Source organism: Bacillus sp. FSL M7-1345, assembly GCF_038006985.1.
GTDB lineage: Bacteria > Bacillota > Bacilli > Bacillales > Bacillaceae_G > Bacillus_A > Bacillus_A cereus_U.
Map to the genome: position 1 here is coordinate 145,494 of NZ_JBBOWG010000001.1, position 23,067 is coordinate 168,560.

A 23,067-nucleotide genomic window follows, 5' to 3' on the forward strand; every position below is an offset into this window, starting at 1 on the left:
ATGAATGTCATTGTCAGCTTACAAGAAAAACAAAAAGAAAAGCAGTTAAAATACGAGCGGAAAATGCTGCGAGAATTATCATTAAAAACATTGCGTTCAAATATTCGTGATGCCTTTCAGATGCAAGAACTTCATCGTCAGTATGAAGATTATTGTATTGAACTAGGGATAGAATCTTATTTATTAGGAGCGAGATACAGTAAATTTGGTTATCATGGTGAATCATTCTTTGATGTGAAATATAGGGCTTTAGAAGAAGAACAACAATTAACTGAAACGTTATTTCAATTTTTAACGAGTATGACTATACGTGAAATTAAGTTGCAAGACGAGGAATTGCTTTTTGAATCTTGCCAGCAGTTTATCGGCTTGTGGTGGCAGGAAGGGTATGAAAAAGGCGAAAGAAGATATCGATTAAAGCTACACTAAGACAAGCATAAACTTTCCTCTTGTCCCATATAAGTAATTAGAGGGACTAGCTGGAGGAGGAAAGGTATGAAGAGAATTCGAATTATCTCTTTTGCGCTCGCTGCGGTTGTTTTGTTTTTTTTAGTTAAACAAGAATTTCAAATTACAAAATCGTGGCGAGCTTGGAATTTACCCTTATCAGGGAAAGTGATTGTACTAGATGCTGGGCATGGTGGTCCAGACGGAGGGGCTGTTGGTGGAAAGGATATTGTAGAAAAAGATATTACGCTTGAGATTACAAAAAAGGTACAAGATTATTTACAAGAACAAGGTGCTTTAGTCATTTTAACGCGTGAAGGAGATTATGATTTAGCTAATAAAGATACAAAGTCATATAGTAGACGTAAAGCAGAGGATTTAAAAAAGCGTGTGGAGATCATTAATAAGCCTGATGTAGACTTTTTTGCGAGTATTCATTTAAATGCCCTAACTAGTAGTGGATCTAGGGGCGCACAAACGTTCTATTATCGTTCTTCGATTGAAAATGAACGGGCTGCGAAATTTATACAAGCTGAATTGAGAACAAGCTTAGAAAATACGAATCGTTCTGCTAAAACAATTCCTCACGTGTATTTATTGAAGTATGCCAAAAAACCAGGTGCTTTAATTGAGGCTGGCTTTTTATCGAATGTGAATGAAAGATATATGTTAAATTCGGAGAAATACCAGCAAAAAGTAGCGGCTGCAATATATCGTGGTATATTACGTTATTTTACGGAAAAAGGAAATCCTCCAGAATAAGGAGGATTTTTCGAGTTTCTCTCGTTAACGAAGTTTTCCGAAAATATGTTATACTGGAAATGTAAACGCATTTATTTCAAAAATAAAGAGAGATAAATTTAATTAACATTACGTTATTTTTCATACAGGGGGCTGGGCTAATTATGGTAACAAAAGAGCAGGTAGTGGAAGCATTGGAAGGGATTGTAGATCCGTTTATACATAAAACGTTAAAAGAAACAAATGCAATTAAAGAGGTAACAGTCAAGCCTGAGAAGGAACATGTAAGTGTTAAAATTGCAATTGTAAAGACAGGTACAGCGGAACAAATGCAGTTGCAGTCTGGAATTGTAAAGTTAGTAAAAGAACTTGGAGCAACAACAGTTGGACTTCGTTTTGCAGAATTTACAGAAGAGGAATTAGCTCAGTTTGCACCAACGCAAGAGGAAGAGAAAAGTGAATCCTTATTATCACCGAACTCAAATACAACATTTTTAGCAGTAGCAAGTGGAAAAGGTGGAGTAGGGAAATCGACTGTTTCAGTTAACCTTGCAATTGCTTTAGCTCGTTTAGGAAAAAAGGTTGGTATCATTGATGCGGATATTTATGGTTTTAGTGTACCGGATATGATGGGTATAGAAAAACGCCCAATCGTAAGAGGTGATAAGATAATACCAGTGGAGCGTCTAGGTGTGAAAGTAATATCAATGGGATTCTTTGTAGAAGATAACGCACCTGTTATTTGGAGAGGACCGATGCTTGGGAAAATGTTAAATCACTTTTTCACAGAAGTAGAATGGGGTGATTTAGATTACTTAGTATTGGATCTACCACCAGGTACGGGTGATGTTGCTTTAGATGTGCATTCGATGTTGCCGGCTTGTAAAGAGATTATTGTAACAACGCCGCATCCAACAGCGGCATTTGTAGCAGCGCGCGCTGGAGCCATGGCTTTACGTACAGAACATAGTATTCTTGGTGTTGTTGAAAATATGGCGTATTTTGAAAGTAAAGCAACTGGTGAAAAAGAGTATGTGTTTGGAAGAGGTGGAGGAGATAAACTAGCTACGGAACTCCAAACGGATGTACTTGGCCGAATTCCACTTCAACAACCTGATTGGAATAAAGAGGACTTTGCGCCGTCAGTATATGAAGATACACATACAACGGGTCTTATTTATCGTACGATAGCTGAGACAGTTATTGATAAAACAGCTGTTACACAAAAATAAAGTAGTAATGAGTGGACAATATATACATTGTCCACTCATTACTATAATTTTTATTGTTATTCTTTGTTCCCATCTTGAGAACCACCTTCACCACCTGCGCCTTTCTTATCAGACCCACCTTTTTCGGCTTTTTGTACACCTTTACTAATGATGTCAATCATCTTAGCTTGGAAGATTGGACTTTCGGCAGTTTCGGTTAGTACTTGCTGTAAATATTGACGATATTCTTTACTCTTCATTGTTTGTAACATAATTTTCTCTACTTCAGGATTTTTCATAATCTCTATAACACCTGATTGGTATTCAGGATCTTTTAGTAAAGTTTTCATTAAGTTCGTTTGTTCTTTTCCCATACTTTTAGCAAATTTCGATGAGAACTCAGGGTCTTTAAAGAGCTTTTCCCAGAATTGTTGCCCTTTTTCAGATACCATCGCATCTTCAATCGTTTTCTTTACTACTGTTTCATCTAGTATGAGGGCTTGTTTCATTTTTTCATCAGTTAATACATCTTGGATCGCCTTTTTTCCTTGGTCGGTTTTTAAAATATCAACAATCATTTTTTTTGTTTGATCATAATCAAGTTCGGATTTTGCTTCTTTTTCTTGTGCACATGCCACTAGTGCTATAAATAGAAAAGAAGAAATCAAAACGAGCAGCATCCGTTTCATAAGTTGGAGCTCCTTTCAGCAAAGTTCTCTTTTTTTAATATAAATCTCTTTAAGGAATTTATACATTAACATGGCTAGCTTTTTGAAATTGTCATTGATACAATTCAATTAGAAATATAAGAATAATGGGGGATGTGTTGTGAATAGCCGCAAGTGGGTACGACTATTTTTTACGACGTTGTTTCTTGGTGGGATTAGCACAGTCTTTATTGGTTTTGTTTTAGAGTGGGACAAGTACGTCAAATTTTTTCAAAATTTTGACGGAAAGGAGATTCTAGCAGTTTCTTTTTGGTTGATGGGCGTAGGATTTATTTTTAGTGTTATAAGTCAAATGGGGTTCTTTGCATATTTAACGATTCATCGTTTTGGGTTAGGGATGTTTCGGTCATCTTCTTTATGGAATGCAGTGCAACTGTTCTTTATTGCGTTCGTATTGTTTGATTTCGTTTATTTAAGGTCAGTACTTATTGCAAATGGGGAAGTTTCGTTAGGGAATAACATACTTGTTGCTGGGATGTTATTTGTGTTTGGGGCAATTGTCGCTTACATAAAGAGTAAAGAAACGAATAAAAAAGCATTTGTTCCCGCTTTGTTCTTTATGGTTGTTGTAACAATTCTTGAATGGGTACCAGCGCTCCGGATTAATGATACAGATTGGTTATATTTAATGGTGATACCACTTCTATTATGTAATGCATATCAGTTACTTGTATTGCATCGTTTAATTGGACAAAAGAGTAAGTCAGTTTAATGAGAAGAGAATGGGTTTTTAATTAACCAGATTCTTATCGTCTGTAAACACTAGGATAAAAAAAGCTCTGCTATCTTAACGAAAGATAGCAGAGCTTTTTATGTGTGAAGAACCGTGTGGAAAGGAATTACTTAATATCTTCGCTTTTTGTACTTGTGTTGGAAATAAGTTGTGATACAGATGTTTGTTCATATCCGTCGCTCTTTAATTTTTGTAAGAGTAATGGTAAAGCCTTATTTGTTTGAAGGGCAGAATCAGAAGCATGTAATAAGACAATATCTCCACCCTTTAAATTGCTAGAGACGGTGGAAACGATTTTATTTACGCCGGGATTTTTCCAGTCATTTGAATTGTTACTCCAATGAACGATGGTGTATCCGAGTGATTCCGCTATTTTAAGAGTCGTTTTGTTAAAGTCGCCACTAGGTGGACGTAATAGCTTGACTTGTTTTACGCCAAGTTTTGTAAAAACATCTTGTGCCCGTAAAAGATCTCGTCGTATTTCATTTGCTTCTAGTGAAGTGTAGGACGTGTAATTATAACCCATACTACCAATCTCATGTCCATCTTTCATGATGCGTTCGACAATATCAGGGTGTCTTTCAGCCCATGCAGCAGAGAGAAAGAAGGTTGCATTCTTAATTTCTCTTTCTTTGAGTGTATTAAGGATTGGAATAGCTTTTTGGTCTCCCCAACTAATGTCAAACGTGAATGCAACTTGTTTTTTTGCAGTGTCCCCTTTGTAAATCACTTTAGGGCCGGTAGCAGTTGAAAAAGCAGATTCATGTGAATATGTTTTTAAAAAGAGTAGCCATGCTGTAAATAAGGAAAGTACGACTATTAAGCTAATGTGTTTAAATGTCCTTTTACTCGTAATAAAAAAGAAAAACATAATATTACGCCCCTTTGTCCAATCCTTTTCAGTTACATATATGCTTTAAATTTAAAAAAGAGAACAAGGGATTAACATCGTAAGTGGTGGATATAATGAGTGATAGAATTTTGTTTTTTGATGATACATTATTGATAATTGAAAATGAGTGCGGTGTTTATCGGTACACGTAAGGAGTTATTGGGGTGATAATTTGCTTGGGATTATGTTGACGAAGGAAGAGAAAAAAGAAATGGAATACATACTGAAGAGAGAACTAGAGGAACTTTTATTTGATTTTGAAGATGAGCGTATACATAGCATTGTAAAAAAGGCGATGGAAGAAAGGTATAAAATCATTTTTTGTTTATTTCGGAGAGTTGCTAATAGGGAAGAGTGTATTCGTTATGTAAGAAAAAGAATTTTTTATTAAAAAGTATTGACGTTAAGAGTAAGTATATGATAAATTAATAAACGTCGCTGATGCAGAAACACAGAAAACGACAAAAAAGAAATTGAAAAACTTAGTTGACATCGAAAAATGAAGATGTTAACATAAGGAAGTCGCAAATGAGCGACCGAGTAGTTCTTTGAAAACTGAACGAAACAAACAACGTGAACGTCAATTTTTATTTTTAGATGCTAGACAAACTAACTTTATTGGAGAGTTTGATCCTGGCTCAGGATGAACGCTGGCGGCGTGCCTAATACATGCAAGTCGAGCGAATGGATTAAGAGCTTGCTCTTATGAAGTTAGCGGCGGACGGGTGAGTAACACGTGGGTAACCTACCCATAAGACTGGGATAACTCCGGGAAACCGGGGCTAATACCGGATAATATTTTGAACTGCATAGTTCGAAATTGAAAGGCGGCTTCGGCTGTCACTTATGGATGGACCCGCGTCGCATTAGCTAGTTGGTGAGGTAACGGCTCACCAAGGCAACGATGCGTAGCCGACCTGAGAGGGTGATCGGCCACACTGGGACTGAGACACGGCCCAGACTCCTACGGGAGGCAGCAGTAGGGAATCTTCCGCAATGGACGAAAGTCTGACGGAGCAACGCCGCGTGAGTGATGAAGGCTTTCGGGTCGTAAAACTCTGTTGTTAGGGAAGAACAAGTGCTAGTTGAATAAGCTGGCACCTTGACGGTACCTAACCAGAAAGCCACGGCTAACTACGTGCCAGCAGCCGCGGTAATACGTAGGTGGCAAGCGTTATCCGGAATTATTGGGCGTAAAGCGCGCGCAGGTGGTTTCTTAAGTCTGATGTGAAAGCCCACGGCTCAACCGTGGAGGGTCATTGGAAACTGGGAGACTTGAGTGCAGAAGAGGAAAGTGGAATTCCATGTGTAGCGGTGAAATGCGTAGAGATATGGAGGAACACCAGTGGCGAAGGCGACTTTCTGGTCTGTAACTGACACTGAGGCGCGAAAGCGTGGGGAGCAAACAGGATTAGATACCCTGGTAGTCCACGCCGTAAACGATGAGTGCTAAGTGTTAGAGGGTTTCCGCCCTTTAGTGCTGAAGTTAACGCATTAAGCACTCCGCCTGGGGAGTACGGCCGCAAGGCTGAAACTCAAAGGAATTGACGGGGGCCCGCACAAGCGGTGGAGCATGTGGTTTAATTCGAAGCAACGCGAAGAACCTTACCAGGTCTTGACATCCTCTGAAAACTCTAGAGATAGAGCTTCTCCTTCGGGAGCAGAGTGACAGGTGGTGCATGGTTGTCGTCAGCTCGTGTCGTGAGATGTTGGGTTAAGTCCCGCAACGAGCGCAACCCTTGATCTTAGTTGCCATCATTAAGTTGGGCACTCTAAGGTGACTGCCGGTGACAAACCGGAGGAAGGTGGGGATGACGTCAAATCATCATGCCCCTTATGACCTGGGCTACACACGTGCTACAATGGACGGTACAAAGAGCTGCAAGACCGCGAGGTGGAGCTAATCTCATAAAACCGTTCTCAGTTCGGATTGTAGGCTGCAACTCGCCTACATGAAGCTGGAATCGCTAGTAATCGCGGATCAGCATGCCGCGGTGAATACGTTCCCGGGCCTTGTACACACCGCCCGTCACACCACGAGAGTTTGTAACACCCGAAGTCGGTGGGGTAACCTTTATGGAGCCAGCCGCCTAAGGTGGGACAGATGATTGGGGTGAAGTCGTAACAAGGTAGCCGTATCGGAAGGTGCGGCTGGATCACCTCCTTTCTATGGAGAATTGATGAACGCAGTTCATCAATAAACGTTGACTTGTTTTGTTTCGTTCAGTTTTGAGAGAACTATCTCTCAAGTTTAAATGTATGTTCTTTGAAAACTAGATAACAGTGTAGCTCATATTTTTTTAATTTTAGTTTGGTTAAGTTAGAAAGGGCGCACGGTGGATGCCTTGACACTAGGAGTCGATGAAGGACGGGACTAACGCCGATATGCTTCGGGGAGCTGTAAGTAAGCTTTGATCCGAAGATTTCCGAATGGGGAAACCCACTATACGTAATGGTATGGTATCCTTACCTGAATACATAGGGTATGGAAGACAGACCCAGGGAACTGAAACATCTAAGTACCTGGAGGAAGAGAAAGCAAATGCGATTTCCTGAGTAGCGGCGAGCGAAACGGAATCTAGCCCAAACCAAGAGGCTTGCCTCTTGGGGTTGTAGGACATTCTATACGGAGTTACAAAGGAACGAGGTAGACGAAGCGACCTGGAAAGGTCCGTCACAGAGGGTAACAACCCCGTAGTCGAAACTTCGTTCTCTCTTGAATGTATCCTGAGTACGGCGGAACACGTGAAATTCCGTCGGAATCTGGGAGGACCATCTCCCAAGGCTAAATACTCCCTAGTGATCGATAGTGAACCAGTACCGTGAGGGAAAGGTGAAAAGCACCCCGGAAGGGGAGTGAAAGAGATCCTGAAACCGTGTGCCTACAAATAGTCAGAGCCCGTTAATGGGTGATGGCGTGCCTTTTGTAGAATGAACCGGCGAGTTACGATCCCGTGCAAGGTTAAGCTGAAGAGGCGGAGCCGCAGCGAAAGCGAGTCTGAATAGGGCGTTTAGTACGTGGTCGTAGACCCGAAACCAGGTGATCTACCCATGTCCAGGGTGAAGTTCAGGTAACACTGAATGGAGGCCCGAACCCACGCACGTTGAAAAGTGCGGGGATGAGGTGTGGGTAGCGGAGAAATTCCAATCGAACCTGGAGATAGCTGGTTCTCCCCGAAATAGCTTTAGGGCTAGCCTTAAGTGTAAGAGTCTTGGAGGTAGAGCACTGATTGAACTAGGGGTCCTCATCGGATTACCGAATTCAGTCAAACTCCGAATGCCAATGACTTATCCTTAGGAGTCAGACTGCGAGTGATAAGATCCGTAGTCAAGAGGGAAACAGCCCAGATCGCCAGCTAAGGTCCCAAAGTGTGTATTAAGTGGAAAAGGATGTGGAGTTGCTTAGACAACTAGGATGTTGGCTCAGAAGCAGCCACCATTTAAAGAGTGCGTAATAGCTCACTAGTCGAGTGACTCTGCGCCGAAAATGTACCGGGGCTAAATACACCACCGAAGCTGCGAATTGATACCAATGGTATCAGTGGTAGGGGAGCGTTCTAAGTGCAGTGAAGTCAGACCGGAAGGACTGGTGGAGCGCTTAGAAGTGAGAATGCCGGTATGAGTAGCGAAAGACGGGTGAGAATCCCGTCCACCGAATGCCTAAGGTTTCCTGAGGAAGGCTCGTCCGCTCAGGGTTAGTCAGGACCTAAGCCGAGGCCGACAGGCGTAGGCGATGGACAACAGGTTGATATTCCTGTACCACCTCTTTATCGTTTGAGCAATGGAGGGACGCAGAAGGATAGAAGAAGCGTGCGATTGGTTGTGCACGTCCAAGCAGTTAGGCTGATAAGTAGGCAAATCCGCTTATCGTGAAGGCTGAGCTGTGATGGGGAAGCTCCTTATGGAGCGAAGTCTTTGATTCCCCGCTGCCAAGAAAAGCTTCTAGCGAGATAAAAGGTGCCTGTACCGCAAACCGACACAGGTAGGCGAGGAGAGAATCCTAAGGTGTGCGAGAGAACTCTGGTTAAGGAACTCGGCAAAATGACCCCGTAACTTCGGGAGAAGGGGTGCTTTCTTAACGGAAAGCCGCAGTGAATAGGCCCAAGCGACTGTTTAGCAAAAACACAGGTCTCTGCGAAGCCGTAAGGCGAAGTATAGGGGCTGACACCTGCCCGGTGCTGGAAGGTTAAGGAGAGGGGTTAGCGTAAGCGAAGCTCTGAACTGAAGCCCCAGTAAACGGCGGCCGTAACTATAACGGTCCTAAGGTAGCGAAATTCCTTGTCGGGTAAGTTCCGACCCGCACGAAAGGTGTAACGATTTGGGCACTGTCTCAACCAGAGACTCGGTGAAATTATAGTACCTGTGAAGATGCAGGTTACCCGCGACAGGACGGAAAGACCCCGTGGAGCTTTACTGTAGCCTGATATTGAATTTTGGTACAGTTTGTACAGGATAGGCGGGAGCCATTGAAACCGGAGCGCTAGCTTCGGTGGAGGCGCTGGTGGGATACCGCCCTGACTGTATTGAAATTCTAACCTACGGGTCTTATCGACCCGGGAGACAGTGTCAGGTGGGCAGTTTGACTGGGGCGGTCGCCTCCTAAAGTGTAACGGAGGCGCCCAAAGGTTCCCTCAGAATGGTTGGAAATCATTCGTAGAGTGCAAAGGCATAAGGGAGCTTGACTGCGAGACCTACAAGTCGAGCAGGGACGAAAGTCGGGCTTAGTGATCCGGTGGTTCCGCATGGAAGGGCCATCGCTCAACGGATAAAAGCTACCCCGGGGATAACAGGCTTATCTCCCCCAAGAGTCCACATCGACGGGGAGGTTTGGCACCTCGATGTCGGCTCATCGCATCCTGGGGCTGTAGTCGGTCCCAAGGGTTGGGCTGTTCGCCCATTAAAGCGGTACGCGAGCTGGGTTCAGAACGTCGTGAGACAGTTCGGTCCCTATCCGTCGTGGGCGCAGGAAATTTGAGAGGAGCTGTCCTTAGTACGAGAGGACCGGGATGGACGCACCGCTGGTGTACCAGTTGTTCTGCCAAGGGCATAGCTGGGTAGCTATGTGCGGAAGGGATAAGTGCTGAAAGCATCTAAGCATGAAGCCCCCCTCAAGATGAGATTTCCCATAGCGTAAGCTAGTAAGATCCCTGAAAGATGATCAGGTTGATAGGTTCGAGGTGGAAGCATGGTGACATGTGGAGCTGACGAATACTAATAGATCGAGGACTTAACCATATAATATGAAGCAAATGTTATCTAGTTTTGAAGGAATATATATTTAAAATTCCTTTGGACATTCTGAAAAGAATGTGTATAATGATAAAAGTCTGGTAATGATGGCAGAGAGGTCACACCCGTTCCCATACCGAACACGGAAGTTAAGCTCTCTAGCGCCGATGGTAGTTGGGACCTTGTCCCTGTGAGAGTAGGACGTTGCCAGGCTTATATTATTCCGCAGTAGCTCAGCGGTAGAGCTATCGGCTGTTAACCGATCGGTCGTAGGTTCGATTCCTACCTGCGGAGCCATTATGCTTCCATAGCTCAGCTGGTAGAGTACTTCCATGGTAAGGAAGAGGTCACCGGTTCAAGCCCGGTTGGAAGCTTGGGAAAAGTTTTTATTTTTTTGGCCCGTTGGTCAAGTGGTTAAGACACCGCCCTTTCACGGCGGTAACACGGGTTCGAATCCCGTACGGGTCATCACTTTTGGAGGATTAGCTCAGCTGGGAGAGCACCTGCCTTACAAGCAGGGGGTCGGCGGTTCGATCCCGTCATCCTCCACCATATATTTTTAAATGTCGGAGGGGTAGCGAAGTGGCTAAACGCGGCGGACTGTAAATCCGCTCCTTTGGGTTCGGCAGTTCGAATCTGCCCCCCTCCACCATTTTCTTTAAAATAACCTGAAAGGGTTTATTTTTTTGAAAAGATAACCATACTAGTAAATATTAATGGGCTATAGCCAAGCGGTAAGGCAACGGACTTTGACTCCGTCATGCGCTGGTTCGAATCCAGCTAGCCCAGCCATTTACGAGCCATTAGCTCAGTTGGTAGAGCATCTGACTTTTAATCAGAGGGTCGAAGGTTCGAATCCTTCATGGCTCACCATTTTCGCGGAAGTAGTTCAGTGGTAGAATACAACCTTGCCAAGGTTGGGGTCGCGGGTTCGAATCCCGTCTTCCGCTTAATTACTAAGGGGCCTTAGCTCAGCTGGGAGAGCGCCTGCCTTGCACGCAGGAGGTCAGCGGTTCGATCCCGCTAGGCTCCATATAAATAGGGAAAGCTTACATCAAATGATGTAAGCTTTTTTTGTGTTTAAATTCCATTTCAAAAGGCAACTTTTTCATATATCGTTTAAAATGAAAAAAGGGGATTGAATAAGGGGGAGGTAATTATGAAAGTTGTCATTGCATCGGATTCATATAAAGAAAGCTTGAAAGCTATAGAGGTATGTGAAGCCATTGAAAGAGGCTTTGCAGCAATTTTTCCTAAAGCAGAGTATGTTAAAGTACCAATTGGAGATGGAGGCGAAGGAACGGTTGAATCTCTTGTTGGCGCTACAATGGGGAGAATTATATCACTTAATGTGACAGGGCCGCTTGGAGAGAGCGTGCAAGCCTTTTATGGTATGTCTAAAGATAAGAAGACAGCATTTATTGAAATGGCGGCAGCATCAGGATTACAACACGTTCCAACTGAAAAGAGAAACCCACTTATTACAACGACAAAAGGGACAGGCGAACTTATATTACATGCATTAGATCAAGGAGCCAAACACATTATTTTAGGGCTTGGAGGAAGTGCTACAAATGATGGTGGGGCTGGTATGCTATCTGCCTTAGGCGCAAGATTTATAAATAAGAAAGGTGAGATAATAGAACCCTCTGGAGGGACATTGCATTGGATAACCACTGTTGACCTTTCTAGGATTGATTCACGCCTGGAGGATATAAAGTTAGAAGCAGCATGTGATGTAGATAACCCTTTAGTTGGACTGAGCGGGGCGTCTTTTGTATTTGCGAGACAAAAAGGTGCGAATGTAGAGATGATGAAAGAGCTAGATGAGAATTTAAAACATTATGCTAATATACTTAAACAACATGTGTCTTTTGATGTATCTGAGATACCGGGTGCGGGGGCAGCTGGAGGAATGGGAGCTGCTGTCGTTGCAGTGCTAAAGGGACAGCTAAGAAAAGGGATTGAAATTGTATTAGATTATACAAATTTTGATAAGTGTATAGAGGGTGCCGATCTTATTGTAACTGGTGAGGGAAGAATAGATGAACAAACAGCTTATGGAAAAGCTCCTGTTGGTGTCGCGAAGCGGGCGAAATGTCGTCATATTCCTGTAATTGCTATTGGTGGATCTGTATCTCCGAACTATGCAATTGTTTATGAAAAGGGAATTGATGCAGTGTTTAGTATTACAGCTAGTCCAATGACATTAGAAGAAGCATATAAAGCGGCAGAAGAGAATATCGAAATGACAGCAAAAAATATTGCAGCAGTGTGGAAACTAGCATCAGAAAAACGCTTCTAAATGTAGAAGTGTTTTTTTGTTCAGTTATTTGAGGGTATTTTGTGTAATTTTAGGTGGTGATGGAGAAAAGCACTGATAAAAATATTAGCTGATAGAAAAGTTAGTTGGTTCATTAAGTTAACTTTATACATAGAATAGTTTTTAAATTGGGATTCTAACGTAAATATAAGTGAATAAAATGTATATCCATGCAGAAAAATGTCGAGTTGAGTCAGACTATATAAAAGATTTAAAATATTTAGTGAAGGCATAAAAGGGGGATACTATCTATGAAAAAAGAAATCTCAGTTATTGGAGTTCCAATGGATTTAGGACAGATGCGTCGCGGGGTTGATATGGGACCAAGCGCAATCCGTTATGCAGGGGTAATTGAAAGAATCGAAGAAATTGGATATAACGTAAAAGATATGGGAGATATATGTATAGAGAGAGAAAAAGAAATAGCTGAAAATACAAAGTTAAGAAACCTTACACAAGTTGCAACTGTATGTAATGAATTAGCAAGTAAGGTTGATCATATTATAGAAGAAGGTCGTTTTCCACTTGTATTGGGCGGCGATCATAGTATTGCTATCGGTACGTTAGCTGGTGTAGCGAAACATTATAAAAATTTAGGTGTTATTTGGTATGATGCACACGGTGATTTAAATACAGAAGAGACTTCACCATCTGGAAATATTCATGGTATGTCACTTGCTGCAAGTTTAGGATATGGGCATTCTTCACTTGTAGACTTATATGGGGCATATCCAAAGGTGAAGAAAGAGAACGTTGTAATTATCGGTGCACGTGCATTAGATGAAGGAGAAAAAGACTTTATTCGTGAAGAAGGCATTAAAGTATTCTCAATGCATGAAATTGATCGTATGGGTATGACGGCTGTTATGGAAGAAACAATTGCGTATTTATCTCATACTGATGGTGTTCATTTATCATTAGATTTAGATGGGCTTGATCCTCATGACGCACCAGGAGTTGGAACACCTGTAATTGGTGGTCTATCTTATCGCGAAAGCCACTTAGCGATGGAGATGTTAGCAGAAGCTGATATTGTTACATCTGCTGAATTTGTTGAAGTAAATACAATTTTAGATGAGAGAAACAGAACAGCAACAACAGCGGTTGCTTTAATGGGTTCTTTATTCGGTGAAAAACTGAAATAAATGTAAGAAAAGCAACTGTGAAGTTGCTTTTTTTATTGGAAAATAGGCGTATAATAACTTGTATTACACTGTGGGATAAGAAAGTTTGACATCTTACCAATTTAAGCTAAGGGGGCGTTTGTAATTGTCGTTTGTTTCATGTATGGTATAATTAACTAGTTGTTGGAAATACATACAGATAGAGCATAAAATAATATTTCAATATATGGATAGAATTGCTCGTAAGTAGGAGGAAGGGTTAGCATGCCTTTTGAAGATACGACCATTTTGAAATATCTTAGTACGGCATTAGATATTGCTGTTGTATGGTTTATTATATATAAGCTAATTCTTATAATCCGTGGCACGAAGGCTGTTCAACTTTTAAAAGGTATTACAGTTATTATTGTCGTCCGGATGATTAGTATTTTACTTGAATTGCATACGCTATATTGGCTAACGGAACAAGTATTAACGTGGGGATTCTTAGCTGTTATTATTATCTTTCAGCCAGAATTGCGAAGAGCACTTGAGCAGCTAGGAAGAGGTAGCTTGTTTTCGCGTGTAGGAACTCACGAGGACGATGAACCTGAAATTGTTGCAACAGCGATAGCGAAAGCAACGGAATATATGGGAAAACGTAGAATTGGTGCATTAATTACGTTGTCAAAAGAGACTGGGATGGGTGACTATGTGGAAACGGGTATTCCGCTGAACGCAAATGTGTCATCAGAATTACTCATTAATATTTTTATCCCTAATACGCCTCTTCATGATGGAGCAGTAATTATGCAGGGAAGTACAATTAAAGCAGCAGCATGTTATCTTCCGCTATCAGAAAGTCCGTTTATTTCTAAGGAGTTAGGAACAAGGCATCGCGCTGCAATGGGAGTTAGTGAAGTTACTGATAGTATTACAGTAGTTGTGTCGGAAGAAACGGGTCAAATTTCTTTAACGAAAAACGGTGAGTTACATCGTGATTTGAAGACAGAACAGCTGAAGGATATGTTGTTAGCTGAATTTAGTGGGAACGAAAAAACGACTTCTTCGTCTTTATGGAATTGGAGGAGAAAGCGTCATGGATAAGTTAATGGAGAATCATTGGTTTTTAAAAGGAATCTCATTACTATTGGCGTGTATGCTTTTTATGTCAGCAACTTTAACTGAAAAAAATACGACATCGAGTATATTACCTTTCGTAAATGAAACGAAAGAAACATTAACTGATTATCCTATTACCCTTAAGTATGATGAAGAGAAATATATTGTAAGTGGTATTCCAGCAGGTGGAGTCAAGGTGAAGTTGGAAGGCCCAAAATCAGCAGTTGCTACAGCAAAAGCAAAAAAACAATTTGATATATCAGTTGATTTGCGAGATAGTCCAAAAGGAACTTATGAAGTTTCTTTAAAAGCGAATGGGCTTCCAGAGGATGTGAAAGGAACAGTCCAACCAGCAACAATTAAAGTCACCCTTCATGAAAAAGCGAAAAAGTATGTTCATGTAGATTTAAAATTATCAAATGAAGACCAGATGCCAGCAGGTGCTACTCTTGAAAAATCAGTTATTAAGCCTGATACTGTTGAGGTAGTTGGGACGAAAGAAGAAATAGAAAGTATTTCATCTGCTAAGGCATATATCGATTTAAAAGGTGTTAATAAAACTGTTACAAAAACACCAGAAGTTACATTATACAATAAAGAAGGAAAACGCTTAAATGTAAGAACAAATCCATCTAAAATTAGTGTAACGTTGAATGTAGCAACGCAAGCTACAGCAAATAACGTCGAAAAAACAGTTCCTTTAACATATGCGAAAAAAGGGAATTTACCAGAAGGTTTAGCTGTTACAAATATTAGTGTTGAACCAAAAGAAGTAACGATAGCAGGTCCAAAAGACATTTTGGATAATATACAATCTATAGAGGGGGTCGAGGTAGATCTTAGTCAATTGACGGATTCTACAACATTCGATGCCTCTGTTTTATTGCCAAAAGGTGTAACAAGTGCAAAACCAAATCAAGTGAAGGTTTCCGTAGGGGTACAAAAGGTAAAACAAACGAAAAGTAAAACTATTGATGGTATCCCGATTCAAAAAAATGGAATTCCGAATGATGTTACTGCTCAGCTACTTTCGCCACAAGATGGAAAGATAAGCGTTGATATTTCAGGAGAAGCAAGTATAGTAGATAAAATAACAGCAGCTCAAATAACAGCAGCGATTAATCTGCAAAATGTATCTCCGGGGACGAAGGATGTTTCTATTCAAGTGAGCGGTCCTGGTAATATTTCGATAGAAGCAAAACAAAAAAGTGCTAAAGTCACAATTGTGAAGAAAGAAAAGCCGGATAAAGAAGTACAAGGTAATATTGAACCACCAGATTCAAAAAACAATCAAGAAAATCAAACTGAAAAACCAAAAAATCCTGAACCGGATCCAGAAAAGGATCAGGAAAAAGATAAAAATAAAGAACAAGAAAAAGATAAAGAACAAGACAAAGAAAAAGACAAAGAAAACGGCCAAGAAACGAGCCAAGAACCAACAGTAGATAATCAAAAAGAGCACGAAAAAGGAGCGAATAATAATGGGTAAATATTTTGGTACAGACGGAGTACGCGGGGTTGCAAATAAGGAATTAACACCTGAATTAGCATTCAAAATTGGACGTTTTGGCGGCTATGTATTAACAAAAGATACAGATCGTCCAAAAGTAATTATTGGTCGTGATACACGTGTATCTGGACATATGTTAGAAGGAGCTTTAGTAGCAGGTCTATTATCAACTGGAGCAGAAGTAATGCGTCTTGGTGTTATTTCTACACCAGGTGTGGCTTATTTAACAAAAGCTTTAGATGCACAAGCAGGTGTTATGATTTCTGCATCTCATAATCCAGTACAAGATAACGGAATTAAGTTCTTCGGTTCAGATGGTTTCAAATTAACAGATGAGCAAGAAGCAGAAATTGAAGCATTATTAGACAAAGAAGTTGACGAGTTACCACGTCCAACAGGTACTAACCTTGGCCAAGTGAGTGATTACTTTGAAGGTGGACAAAAATATTTACAATACATTAAACAAACTGTAGAGGAAGATTTCTCTGGTTTACATATCGCTTTAGATTGCGCACACGGTGCGACTTCTTCTTTAGCTCCATATTTATTTGCAGACTTAGAAGCTGATATTTCAACGATGGGAACTTCTCCAAACGGTATGAATATTAACGAAGGCGTAGGATCTACACATCCAGAAGTCTTAGCTGAATTAGTAAAAGAAAAAGGTGCGGATATCGGACTTGCTTTTGATGGTGATGGCGACCGTTTAATCGCTGTAGATGAAAAAGGAAACATCGTTGATGGCGATCAAATTATGTTTATTTGCGCGAAGTATATGAAAGAAACTGGTCAATTAAAACATAATACAGTTGTTTCAACAGTTATGAGTAACTTAGGTTTCTACAAAGCACTTGAAGCAAACAGTATTACAAGTGATAAAACAGCAGTTGGTGACCGATACGTAATGGAAGAAATGAAACGTGGTGGATATAACCTGGGTGGAGAACAATCAGGTCACATTATCTTACTTGATTACATTACAACTGGTGATGGAATGTTAAGTGCACTTCAACTTGTAAACATCATGAAAATGACGAAAAAGCCATTATCTGAACTTGCAGGTGAGATGACAAAATTCCCACAATTACTAGTAAACGTTCGTGTAACAGATAAAAAACTAGCATTAGAAAATGAAAAAATTAAAGAAATTATTCGTGTTGTAGAGGAAGAAATGAACGGAGACGGTCGTATTCTTGTTCGTCCATCGGGAACAGAACCACTTATTCGTGTAATGGCAGAAGCACCGACACAAGAAATTTGTGATGGGTATGTACATCGTATTGTAGAAGTTGTGAAAGCTGAAGTTGGCGTTGAATAATTAGCCGATTTTATTTAAAAGGAGCACAAAAAGTGCTCCTTTTTCATATGTTTTATAGACAATGAAAAAAATTTCATTGACGATTTATATTGTTTGTTATACGATGGTCTTGTTCTTTTTCTCAAAGGAAATATTGTAAATTATAAAAGCGCCAGAACTACAAGTAGTGTAGTTGACGAGGTGGAGTTTATCGAGATTTCGGCGGATGACTCCCGGTTGTTCATCACAACCGCAAACTTTTACTTAAAACATTAAGGTGACTTAGTGGACAAAGGTGAAAGTGTGATGAGAGAAGAGGAACGGATGAATACTAGCTGTATAAGTATATACGGACTTTAACCCAATCGAGAGGAAGGTGAAAGCCGTTACAAGCTTACAGGGCTAGCAATATGTAATCCGTTTTTTAGTATAAATAAAAATGGTATCGGACTATGTCGTTACATGTTCGCAGAGCAGTGTAAGCATTTGTAACGGCGACTAAACATGTGTGGAATCGTAGGATTTATTGGAGAGCAAGATGCAAAGGAAATTTTATTAAAAGGTTTAGAAAAGTTAGAATATCGTGGATATGATTCAGCAGGTATTGCAGTACAAGCAGAGAACGGTGTTGTTGTATACAAAGAAAAAGGCCGTATTGCAAAACTTCGCGAAGTCGTAGAGGAGAATGTAGCAGCAAGCGTGGGAATCGGTCACACACGCTGGGCTACACATGGTGTTCCAAGCAAGCTAAACGCGCATCCGCATCAAAGTACATCAAAGCGTTTTACATTAGTTCATAACGGTGTAATTGAAAACTATGAGTTAGTGAAAAAGGAATATTTACAAGATGTAACGTTCGTAAGTGAAACAGATACAGAAATTATCGTGCAGCTTATGGAACAACAAGTAAGTACAGGACTAAGTGTAGAAGACGCGTTCCGTCAAACGTTATCTCTTTTACATGGTTCTTACGCAATTGGACTACTTGATGCTGAAAATCCAAACATGATTTATGTTGCTAAAAACAAAAGCCCGCTATTAGTAGGTGTTGGTGATAACTTTAATGTTGTGGCGAGCGACGCTATGGCGATGTTACAAGTTACAGATCAATTTATCGAGTTAATGGATAAAGAAATCGTAATTGTAACAAAAGAAAGCATTACAATTAAAAACTTACAAGGTGAAACGATTGAACGTGCACCGTTTACAGCGGAATTAGATGCAAGTGATATTGAAAAAGGAACGTATCCTCATTTCATGCTAAAAGAAATCGATGAGCAACCACTTGTAATCCGTAATATTATTCAAAAGTATCAAGGTGAAAATGGCGAGATTGAACTGGATGCAGATATCCGTAACGCAATTTTAGATAGCGATCGCATTTACATCATTGCATGCGGAACAAGTTATCATGCAGGTCTTGTTGGAAAGCAATTCATTGAAAAATTCGCGAAAGTACCAGTTGAAGTACACGTAGCAAGTGAATTCTCTTACAACATGCCATTATTAACAGAAAGACCGTTCTTCATTTACATTTCACAAAGTGGTGAAACAGCTGATAGCCGTGCAGTACTTGTGCAAACAAATGAAATGGGTCATAAAGCATTAACGATTACAAATGTACCTGGTTCTACGCTTTCTCGTGAAGCTGATTATACACTTCCGTTATATGCGGGACCAGAAATCGCAGTTGCATCGACGAAAGCATACACAGCACAGCTTGCAGTACTTTCAATCTTAGCGGCTGACATTGCAAAAGCAAAAGGTGAAGTTCTTGATTTCGATTTAACACACGAATTAGGACTTGTAGCAAATGCAATGGTAGTACTTTGTGATCAAAAAGAAGAAATGGACGCATTAGCAAAACAATTTTTAGCAACAACGCGTAACTGCTTCTTCATCGGACGTAGCGTAGACTTCTTCGTAGGTTTAGAAGGTGCGTTAAAACTAAAAGAAATCTCTTACATCCAAGCAGAAGGATTTGCTGGAGGAGAATTAAAACACGGTACAATCGCCTTAATCGAAAATGGTACACCAGTTATCGCACTTGCTACACAAGAGCACGTAAACCTTGGAATTCGTGGTAACGTGAAAGAAGTAGTAGCACGCGGAGCTAACCCATGTATCATCTCAATGAAAGGCTTAGAAATGGAAGGTGACAGCTTCGTATTACCAGCTGTACACGAAGCACTAGCACCGCTAGTAGCAGTTATTCCATTCCAACTTATTTCATACTACGCAGCGCTTCACCGCGAGTGTGATGTTGATAAGCCACGTAACTTAGCTAAGTCTGTTACGGTTGAGTAGGAAATTGGTAGAGTAACTAGTTTATTGTGGATTTAAAATAAAGTTGTGAAGCTTTGCCCCTTTGGATATTTTTATCTAAAGGGGTGTTTTTGTGTCGAAAAGAAAAAGAACAACTAAAATCGATAAGTGGCTTAAAGAGGTTAGTGAAGCAGATTATCAGCCTTGGCTTAAAATTTAAAGTGTTTCCTCATTAGGGTGTTCAACAAGATTAAAAGGTATAAAGACCGCCAGACAACAGGAATTTTTATCAGATTTGGAACGGAACTACTTTCATTTAACTGAATTTTCCGTTATCGTTTAGATATTCGTGAACAATTTCCTTTATTACCACAAGAAGAGGCGATTATTATTGCTGAAGAGCTTGGGATTAAACACCCAGCTGATCCAATTATTATGACAACGAACTTTTTATTAACAGTTAGTAAAGGTTGGGGTATTACAGTGGTGAAAGCTAAACACAGTTCTAAAGGGTTCAGCATATGGCAGAGGTTTTATCCCGCTAATTTCGGGCAGTAAGACTCCCCGAAATTCGGCGAATGCGAGGAAGTTAGGTGGGAGTCGGGCTGCCCGTAAAAACCCGATTGGTGGGGGCTAATAATCAGTGGGTGATGGAAACCACCCCACTGATTAAAGTTTCACTTTATTGAACAAATTAGATTACTAGATATTACGAGGGGGTATTAATGAAAATGAAAGAAAAAACATATCTAAGTATAGAAGAGAGTATTTCATTACCAACCGTATCAAGTACAAACATAAGTGATGATGGCAAGAACGTAGCATTTGTTAAGAAGATGACTAACTGGAAAGACAATACATATAGGAATCATGTATGGGTATATGAAAAAGATAAGGGGCAGAGTTACCCATTAACAAATGGGGATATAGATAGTGCATGTCCATTATGGTCTCCAAATTCTAGGAACATCGCATACCTTAGCCCTGTTGGTAATGGGAAAAATCAGATCTTTGTTAAGTCGATAGATGGTTATGGCGTGGTTCAAATTACTGATGAGAAAGAAGGGGTCAGTAATTTTAAATGGGAGCCTACTGGCAAGGGTTTTTATTATGTTGCGCAGTCAAAAGAATGCGAGGAGATAAAGAAACGTAAGGAACTATATGGAGATTTTCAACATATAGGTAAGGAACACCAGAATAATTGTTTATACTACATTGAAATAGAAAAAGTGATACAAAATGATAAAGGGGAACGAGGAATTAGCGGTGTTTATCAATTAACGGAGGATAAGGATTTTTATATACATAACTTTGATATTTCAAATGATGGGACAAAGGTTGTATTTATGGCTACACCAAGCCTAAACGATCATATGAATGGTGATCTATACATATTAGATGTTGAAGCTGAGGAACTACAAAAGATGAATGTAGATAAGTTGTTGGGCGGGAGCGTTTGCTTTTCTCCTGAGGGCAGCAAAATATGTTACTCAGCAAGCATAAGAGAGAAGGATTACTATAGAAACCATATACAAGAAAGTACATTAGAGATATATGATATGAATACTGGAGAGGTAATTCAGCCTCTAACAAACTTTGATAGTACGGTTATGCCATTACAGTGGACAGCTAAGGGGATTTTAATTAGATGGCAGGATAAAACTAACTATCGTATTGGATTGCTATGTGAGGATGGCACTGTGGAAATGTTAAGTGACAAAGTAGATGGCTTTATAATGGATGCTTCTATAACAAAGGATGGAAATCATATATCCTATAATAAAGCTATAACAAATGAAACCTTTGAAATCTATTTAGACGATAAAAAAATAACGGATGAAACTAGCTTTTTTAAAGGAAAACTGAAAAGTAACAGGGAAATAATCTCATGGAAAAGTAGGGATGGTCTTGAAATAGAGGGTGTTTTATCAACCCCAGTAGAGTTTGATGCCAATAAAAAATATCCCTTATTAGTAGTAATCCATGGTGGTCCAGCTTGGGCATCTTTTCCGATATTCTCAGACTGTTTTAATGAGAAATATCCGATTGAGCAGTTTATCGAAAAAGGCTTTATAGTTTTAGAGCCAAACTATAGAGGAAGTTCTGGTTATGGTAATGAGTTCTTAAAAGCAAACTATAGAAAACAGGGAATTGCTGACTACGATGATGTTATATCTGGAGTGGATAAACTAGTTGAAGAAGGGATTGCAGATAAAGATAGAGTAGGGGTTATGGGATGGAGCAACGGGGGATATATATCAGCTTTCTGTTCTACATTTAGTAATAGATTTAAAGCTATTTCAGTTGGAGGTGGAATTACTAACTGGAGTACCCATTATGTGAATACAGATATCCCTTACTTCATTAGGATGCATTTAGGAAATACTCCATGGAATGATCCAGAGATATATACGAAAACATCACCAATGACGTATATTAAATCAGCCTGTACGCCTACCTTAATCCAACATGGCGAAAAGGATGCAAGGATTCCAACTTCCAATGCATATGAGCTATATCAAGGGTTAAGGGATATGGAAGTTGATACAGAATTAATTATTTTTAAAGGAATGGCATATAGTTCTGACCAGCCAGGAATTCATGTGGCTATTATGAAGCAGAATTTGATGTGGTTTTCACACTATATTCTTGGAGAAAGTATGGAAGGTTTTAGGGTTTTATAATGGCTTGTTTTAGTCTTTAAGCTTTTTAGGTGCTTGAAATAAAGTCGTACACATTTATCTGGTTATATATGATTGAGTTTAACATTTCGGATAAGACAAACTGTGAAATATTTTGGTGTAAATGAGAAAAGAGCCTGAATGTAGGCTCTTTCCTTATTTATATTTAAAAGATGAACTGTTCTTATGCAGTTTTACTTAATTTATATGCTTCACGGTTATTTTTTTTGAAAAGTTTTGGGAAAACATAACCATCTAATCCAATACGTCCAGCATTCTGTCCTGCAACTAAAATGAGCATAGTTAAAATAAGTAGGTTTGGGTTTACACTAACAGTTCCGCTTAATAAAAATGAAAGGTTCATTATGATGCCGAAAAATGCAGCTGTTTTTGTTAATCCACCTAAAATCAAACCTAGTCCTACTAAAATTTCTCCCCATTGAACTAAAAAGCTAAATAGGTCTGCGTTTGGAAGAACAAAATGTTGAAGGAAATCTGCCCACCAACCTTGTACTGCAGGGTGGTCACCTGATGCTTGAGCGATAGCTCCTTTTAGAAAACCACTTGCGTCAAAAGATTGTCCAAAAACTTTTCCTATTCCAGCAGCAAGCCATGCATATCCTATGTAAAGTCGTAAAAATAATAATATGAAAGTAGCGCGTTTATCAGTTCTTAAAAAATTGATAACCATTGAAATCCCTCCAGTATTCTATTTACATGTTTATTATATATCCATTGTGAATAAATTCACAATGAAGGAAATGTGAACGAAGATAGGTTGTGAG

Annotated in this window: 15 protein-coding genes, 9 tRNA genes, 3 rRNA genes and 2 pseudogenes; 26 read left to right on the forward strand and 3 right to left on the reverse strand. The window is 40.0% G+C overall.

Annotated elements, in window-relative coordinates; translation table 11 throughout:
• The 3 genes from MHB76_RS00845 to MHB76_RS00855 all read left to right on the forward strand — a co-directional run bounded on the left by MHB76_RS00845 (position 1) and on the right by MHB76_RS00855 (position 2,420).
• Positions 1–429: a DUF2521 family protein gene (locus MHB76_RS00845; protein ID WP_002113330.1), complete on the forward strand. Its 429-nt coding sequence runs from the start codon at positions 1–3 to the stop codon at positions 427–429.
• A 66-nt stretch (positions 430–495) separates the two neighbouring features.
• Positions 496–1,209 (forward strand): N-acetylmuramoyl-L-alanine amidase CwlD, encoded by a 714-nt coding sequence (cwlD, locus tag MHB76_RS00850; protein ID WP_078174991.1) that lies wholly within the window; start codon positions 496–498, stop codon positions 1,207–1,209.
• A gap of 143 nt (positions 1,210–1,352) precedes the next feature.
• Positions 1,353–2,420, forward strand: coding sequence for an Mrp/NBP35 family ATP-binding protein (locus tag MHB76_RS00855; RefSeq protein WP_002159599.1), 1,068 nt, complete (start codon positions 1,353–1,355; stop codon positions 2,418–2,420).
• A gap of 56 nt (positions 2,421–2,476) precedes the next feature.
• Here the strand turns inward: MHB76_RS00855 and gerD are convergent, their stop codons facing one another.
• Complete coding sequence (gene gerD, locus MHB76_RS00860) at positions 2,477–3,088, reverse strand: spore germination protein GerD (RefSeq protein ID WP_078174990.1); 612 nt, start codon at positions 3,086–3,088, stop codon at positions 2,477–2,479.
• A 139-nt stretch (positions 3,089–3,227) separates the two neighbouring features.
• On the opposite strand from gerD, the gene kbaA reads away from it, so the two are divergent.
• Positions 3,228–3,839, forward strand: a complete 612-nt coding sequence (kbaA, locus tag MHB76_RS00865; RefSeq protein WP_016103304.1) for a KinB signaling pathway activation protein KbaA — start codon at positions 3,228–3,230, stop codon at positions 3,837–3,839.
• Positions 3,840–3,966: 127 nt separating this feature from the next.
• On the opposite strand, the gene pdaB is transcribed toward kbaA, so the two are convergent.
• Entirely contained in the window at positions 3,967–4,731 is a 765-nt protein-coding gene (gene pdaB / locus MHB76_RS00870; protein ID WP_002063440.1) for a polysaccharide deacetylase family sporulation protein PdaB, read from the reverse strand.
• A 193-nt stretch (positions 4,732–4,924) separates the two neighbouring features.
• Here pdaB and MHB76_RS00875 point away from each other — a divergent pair, with 193 nt between their 5' ends.
• The 22 genes and pseudogenes from MHB76_RS00875 to MHB76_RS00980 all read left to right on the forward strand — a co-directional run bounded on the left by MHB76_RS00875 (position 4,925) and on the right by MHB76_RS00980 (position 22,285).
• Positions 4,925–5,143: a hypothetical protein gene (locus MHB76_RS00875; protein ID WP_033710542.1), complete on the forward strand. Its 219-nt coding sequence runs from the start codon at positions 4,925–4,927 to the stop codon at positions 5,141–5,143.
• A gap of 224 nt (positions 5,144–5,367) precedes the next feature.
• Positions 5,368–6,919, forward strand: a 16S ribosomal RNA gene (locus MHB76_RS00880).
• 146 nt (positions 6,920–7,065) lie between these two features.
• A 23S ribosomal RNA gene (locus tag MHB76_RS00885) occupies positions 7,066–9,987 on the forward strand.
• Between the two features lie 91 nt (positions 9,988–10,078).
• A 5S ribosomal RNA gene (rrf, locus tag MHB76_RS00890) occupies positions 10,079–10,194 on the forward strand.
• Together the 16S, 23S and 5S rRNA genes with 9 tRNA genes alongside form the textbook arrangement of a ribosomal RNA operon.
• 9 nt (positions 10,195–10,203) lie before the next feature.
• Positions 10,204–10,278, forward strand: a tRNA-Asn gene (locus tag MHB76_RS00895).
• A gap of 4 nt (positions 10,279–10,282) precedes the next feature.
• Positions 10,283–10,355 (forward strand) — tRNA-Thr (locus MHB76_RS00900).
• A gap of 22 nt (positions 10,356–10,377) precedes the next feature.
• Positions 10,378–10,449 (forward strand) — tRNA-Glu (locus MHB76_RS00905).
• Positions 10,450–10,457: 8 nt separating this feature from the next.
• Positions 10,458–10,533: transfer RNA gene (locus MHB76_RS00910), tRNA-Val, on the forward strand.
• Positions 10,534–10,549: 16 nt separating this feature from the next.
• A tRNA-Tyr gene (locus tag MHB76_RS00915) sits at positions 10,550–10,633 on the forward strand.
• Between the two features lie 65 nt (positions 10,634–10,698).
• Positions 10,699–10,773, forward strand: a tRNA-Gln gene (locus MHB76_RS00920).
• A 5-nt stretch (positions 10,774–10,778) separates the two neighbouring features.
• Positions 10,779–10,854, forward strand: a tRNA-Lys gene (locus MHB76_RS00925).
• A gap of 5 nt (positions 10,855–10,859) precedes the next feature.
• Positions 10,860–10,931: transfer RNA gene (locus tag MHB76_RS00930), tRNA-Gly, on the forward strand.
• Positions 10,932–10,941: 10 nt separating this feature from the next.
• Positions 10,942–11,014, forward strand: a tRNA-Ala gene (locus MHB76_RS00935).
• Between the two features lie 126 nt (positions 11,015–11,140).
• Entirely contained in the window at positions 11,141–12,286 is a 1,146-nt protein-coding gene (locus MHB76_RS00940; RefSeq protein ID WP_016103306.1) for a glycerate kinase, read from the forward strand.
• 269 nt (positions 12,287–12,555) lie between these two features.
• Positions 12,556–13,449 (forward strand): arginase, encoded by an 894-nt coding sequence (gene rocF / locus MHB76_RS00945; protein ID WP_002113337.1) that lies wholly within the window; start codon positions 12,556–12,558, stop codon positions 13,447–13,449.
• Between the two features lie 243 nt (positions 13,450–13,692).
• Positions 13,693–14,514, forward strand: coding sequence for a diadenylate cyclase CdaA (cdaA, locus tag MHB76_RS00950; RefSeq protein WP_002115347.1), 822 nt, complete (start codon positions 13,693–13,695; stop codon positions 14,512–14,514).
• The gene (locus tag MHB76_RS00955; RefSeq protein ID WP_078173568.1) at positions 14,507–16,018 is read left to right on the forward strand and encodes a CdaR family protein; all 1,512 of its coding nucleotides are present in this window, start codon (positions 14,507–14,509) and stop codon (positions 16,016–16,018) included. The genes cdaA and MHB76_RS00955 overlap by 8 nt, the downstream gene beginning before the upstream one ends.
• Positions 16,011–17,357 (forward strand): phosphoglucosamine mutase, encoded by a 1,347-nt coding sequence (gene glmM, locus MHB76_RS00960; RefSeq protein ID WP_002113341.1) that lies wholly within the window; start codon positions 16,011–16,013, stop codon positions 17,355–17,357. The genes MHB76_RS00955 and glmM overlap by 8 nt, the downstream gene beginning before the upstream one ends.
• A 285-nt stretch (positions 17,358–17,642) precedes the next feature.
• Positions 17,643–17,828 (forward strand): annotated as a pseudogene (locus MHB76_RS00965) (hypothetical protein).
• A gap of 12 nt (positions 17,829–17,840) precedes the next feature.
• Positions 17,841–19,643 carry a glutamine--fructose-6-phosphate transaminase (isomerizing) gene (gene glmS, locus MHB76_RS00970; RefSeq protein ID WP_016103308.1) on the forward strand — a complete coding sequence of 601 codons (1,803 nt, stop codon included), beginning with the start codon at positions 17,841–17,843 and terminating at the stop codon, positions 19,641–19,643.
• Between the two features lie 91 nt (positions 19,644–19,734).
• Positions 19,735–20,081, forward strand: a pseudogene (locus MHB76_RS00975) (TnsA endonuclease N-terminal domain-containing protein); the annotation flags it as partial.
• A 245-nt stretch (positions 20,082–20,326) separates the two neighbouring features.
• A complete protein-coding gene (locus MHB76_RS00980) occupies positions 20,327–22,285 on the forward strand; it encodes a S9 family peptidase (RefSeq protein WP_078173569.1) in 1,959 nt (652 codons plus the stop codon).
• 181 nt (positions 22,286–22,466) lie between these two features.
• Here MHB76_RS00980 and MHB76_RS00985 read toward each other — a convergent pair whose 3' ends face one another.
• The gene (locus MHB76_RS00985) at positions 22,467–22,973 is read right to left on the reverse strand and encodes a DoxX family membrane protein (RefSeq protein ID WP_002159590.1); all 507 of its coding nucleotides are present in this window, start codon (positions 22,971–22,973) and stop codon (positions 22,467–22,469) included.
• Between the last annotated feature and the right edge of the window lie 94 nt (positions 22,974–23,067).

Excerpts from the sequence above, each read along its gene's own strand:
- cwlD (WP_078174991.1), top strand. The coding sequence starts at position 496 with ATGAAGAGAATTCGAATTATCTCTTTTGCGCTCGCTGCGGTTGTTTTG.
- cdaA (WP_002115347.1), top strand. The coding sequence starts at position 13,693 with ATGCCTTTTGAAGATACGACCATTTTGAAATATCTTAGTACGGCATTA.
- MHB76_RS00985 (WP_002159590.1), bottom strand. The coding sequence starts at position 22,973 with ATGGTTATCAATTTTTTAAGAACTGATAAACGCGCTACTTTCATATTA.
- glmM (WP_002113341.1), top strand. The coding sequence starts at position 16,011 with ATGGGTAAATATTTTGGTACAGACGGAGTACGCGGGGTTGCAAATAAG.
- pdaB (WP_002063440.1), bottom strand. The coding sequence starts at position 4,731 with ATGTTTTTCTTTTTTATTACGAGTAAAAGGACATTTAAACACATTAGC.
- rocF (WP_002113337.1), top strand. The coding sequence starts at position 12,556 with ATGAAAAAAGAAATCTCAGTTATTGGAGTTCCAATGGATTTAGGACAG.
- MHB76_RS00940 (WP_016103306.1), top strand. The coding sequence starts at position 11,141 with ATGAAAGTTGTCATTGCATCGGATTCATATAAAGAAAGCTTGAAAGCT.
- MHB76_RS00980 (WP_078173569.1), top strand. The coding sequence starts at position 20,327 with ATGAAAATGAAAGAAAAAACATATCTAAGTATAGAAGAGAGTATTTCA.
- gerD (WP_078174990.1), bottom strand. The coding sequence starts at position 3,088 with ATGAAACGGATGCTGCTCGTTTTGATTTCTTCTTTTCTATTTATAGCA.
- MHB76_RS00855 (WP_002159599.1), top strand. The coding sequence starts at position 1,353 with ATGGTAACAAAAGAGCAGGTAGTGGAAGCATTGGAAGGGATTGTAGAT.
- MHB76_RS00955 (WP_078173568.1), top strand. The coding sequence starts at position 14,507 with ATGGATAAGTTAATGGAGAATCATTGGTTTTTAAAAGGAATCTCATTA.
- MHB76_RS00845 (WP_002113330.1), top strand. The coding sequence starts at position 1 with ATGAATGTCATTGTCAGCTTACAAGAAAAACAAAAAGAAAAGCAGTTA.
- glmS (WP_016103308.1), top strand. The coding sequence starts at position 17,841 with ATGTGTGGAATCGTAGGATTTATTGGAGAGCAAGATGCAAAGGAAATT.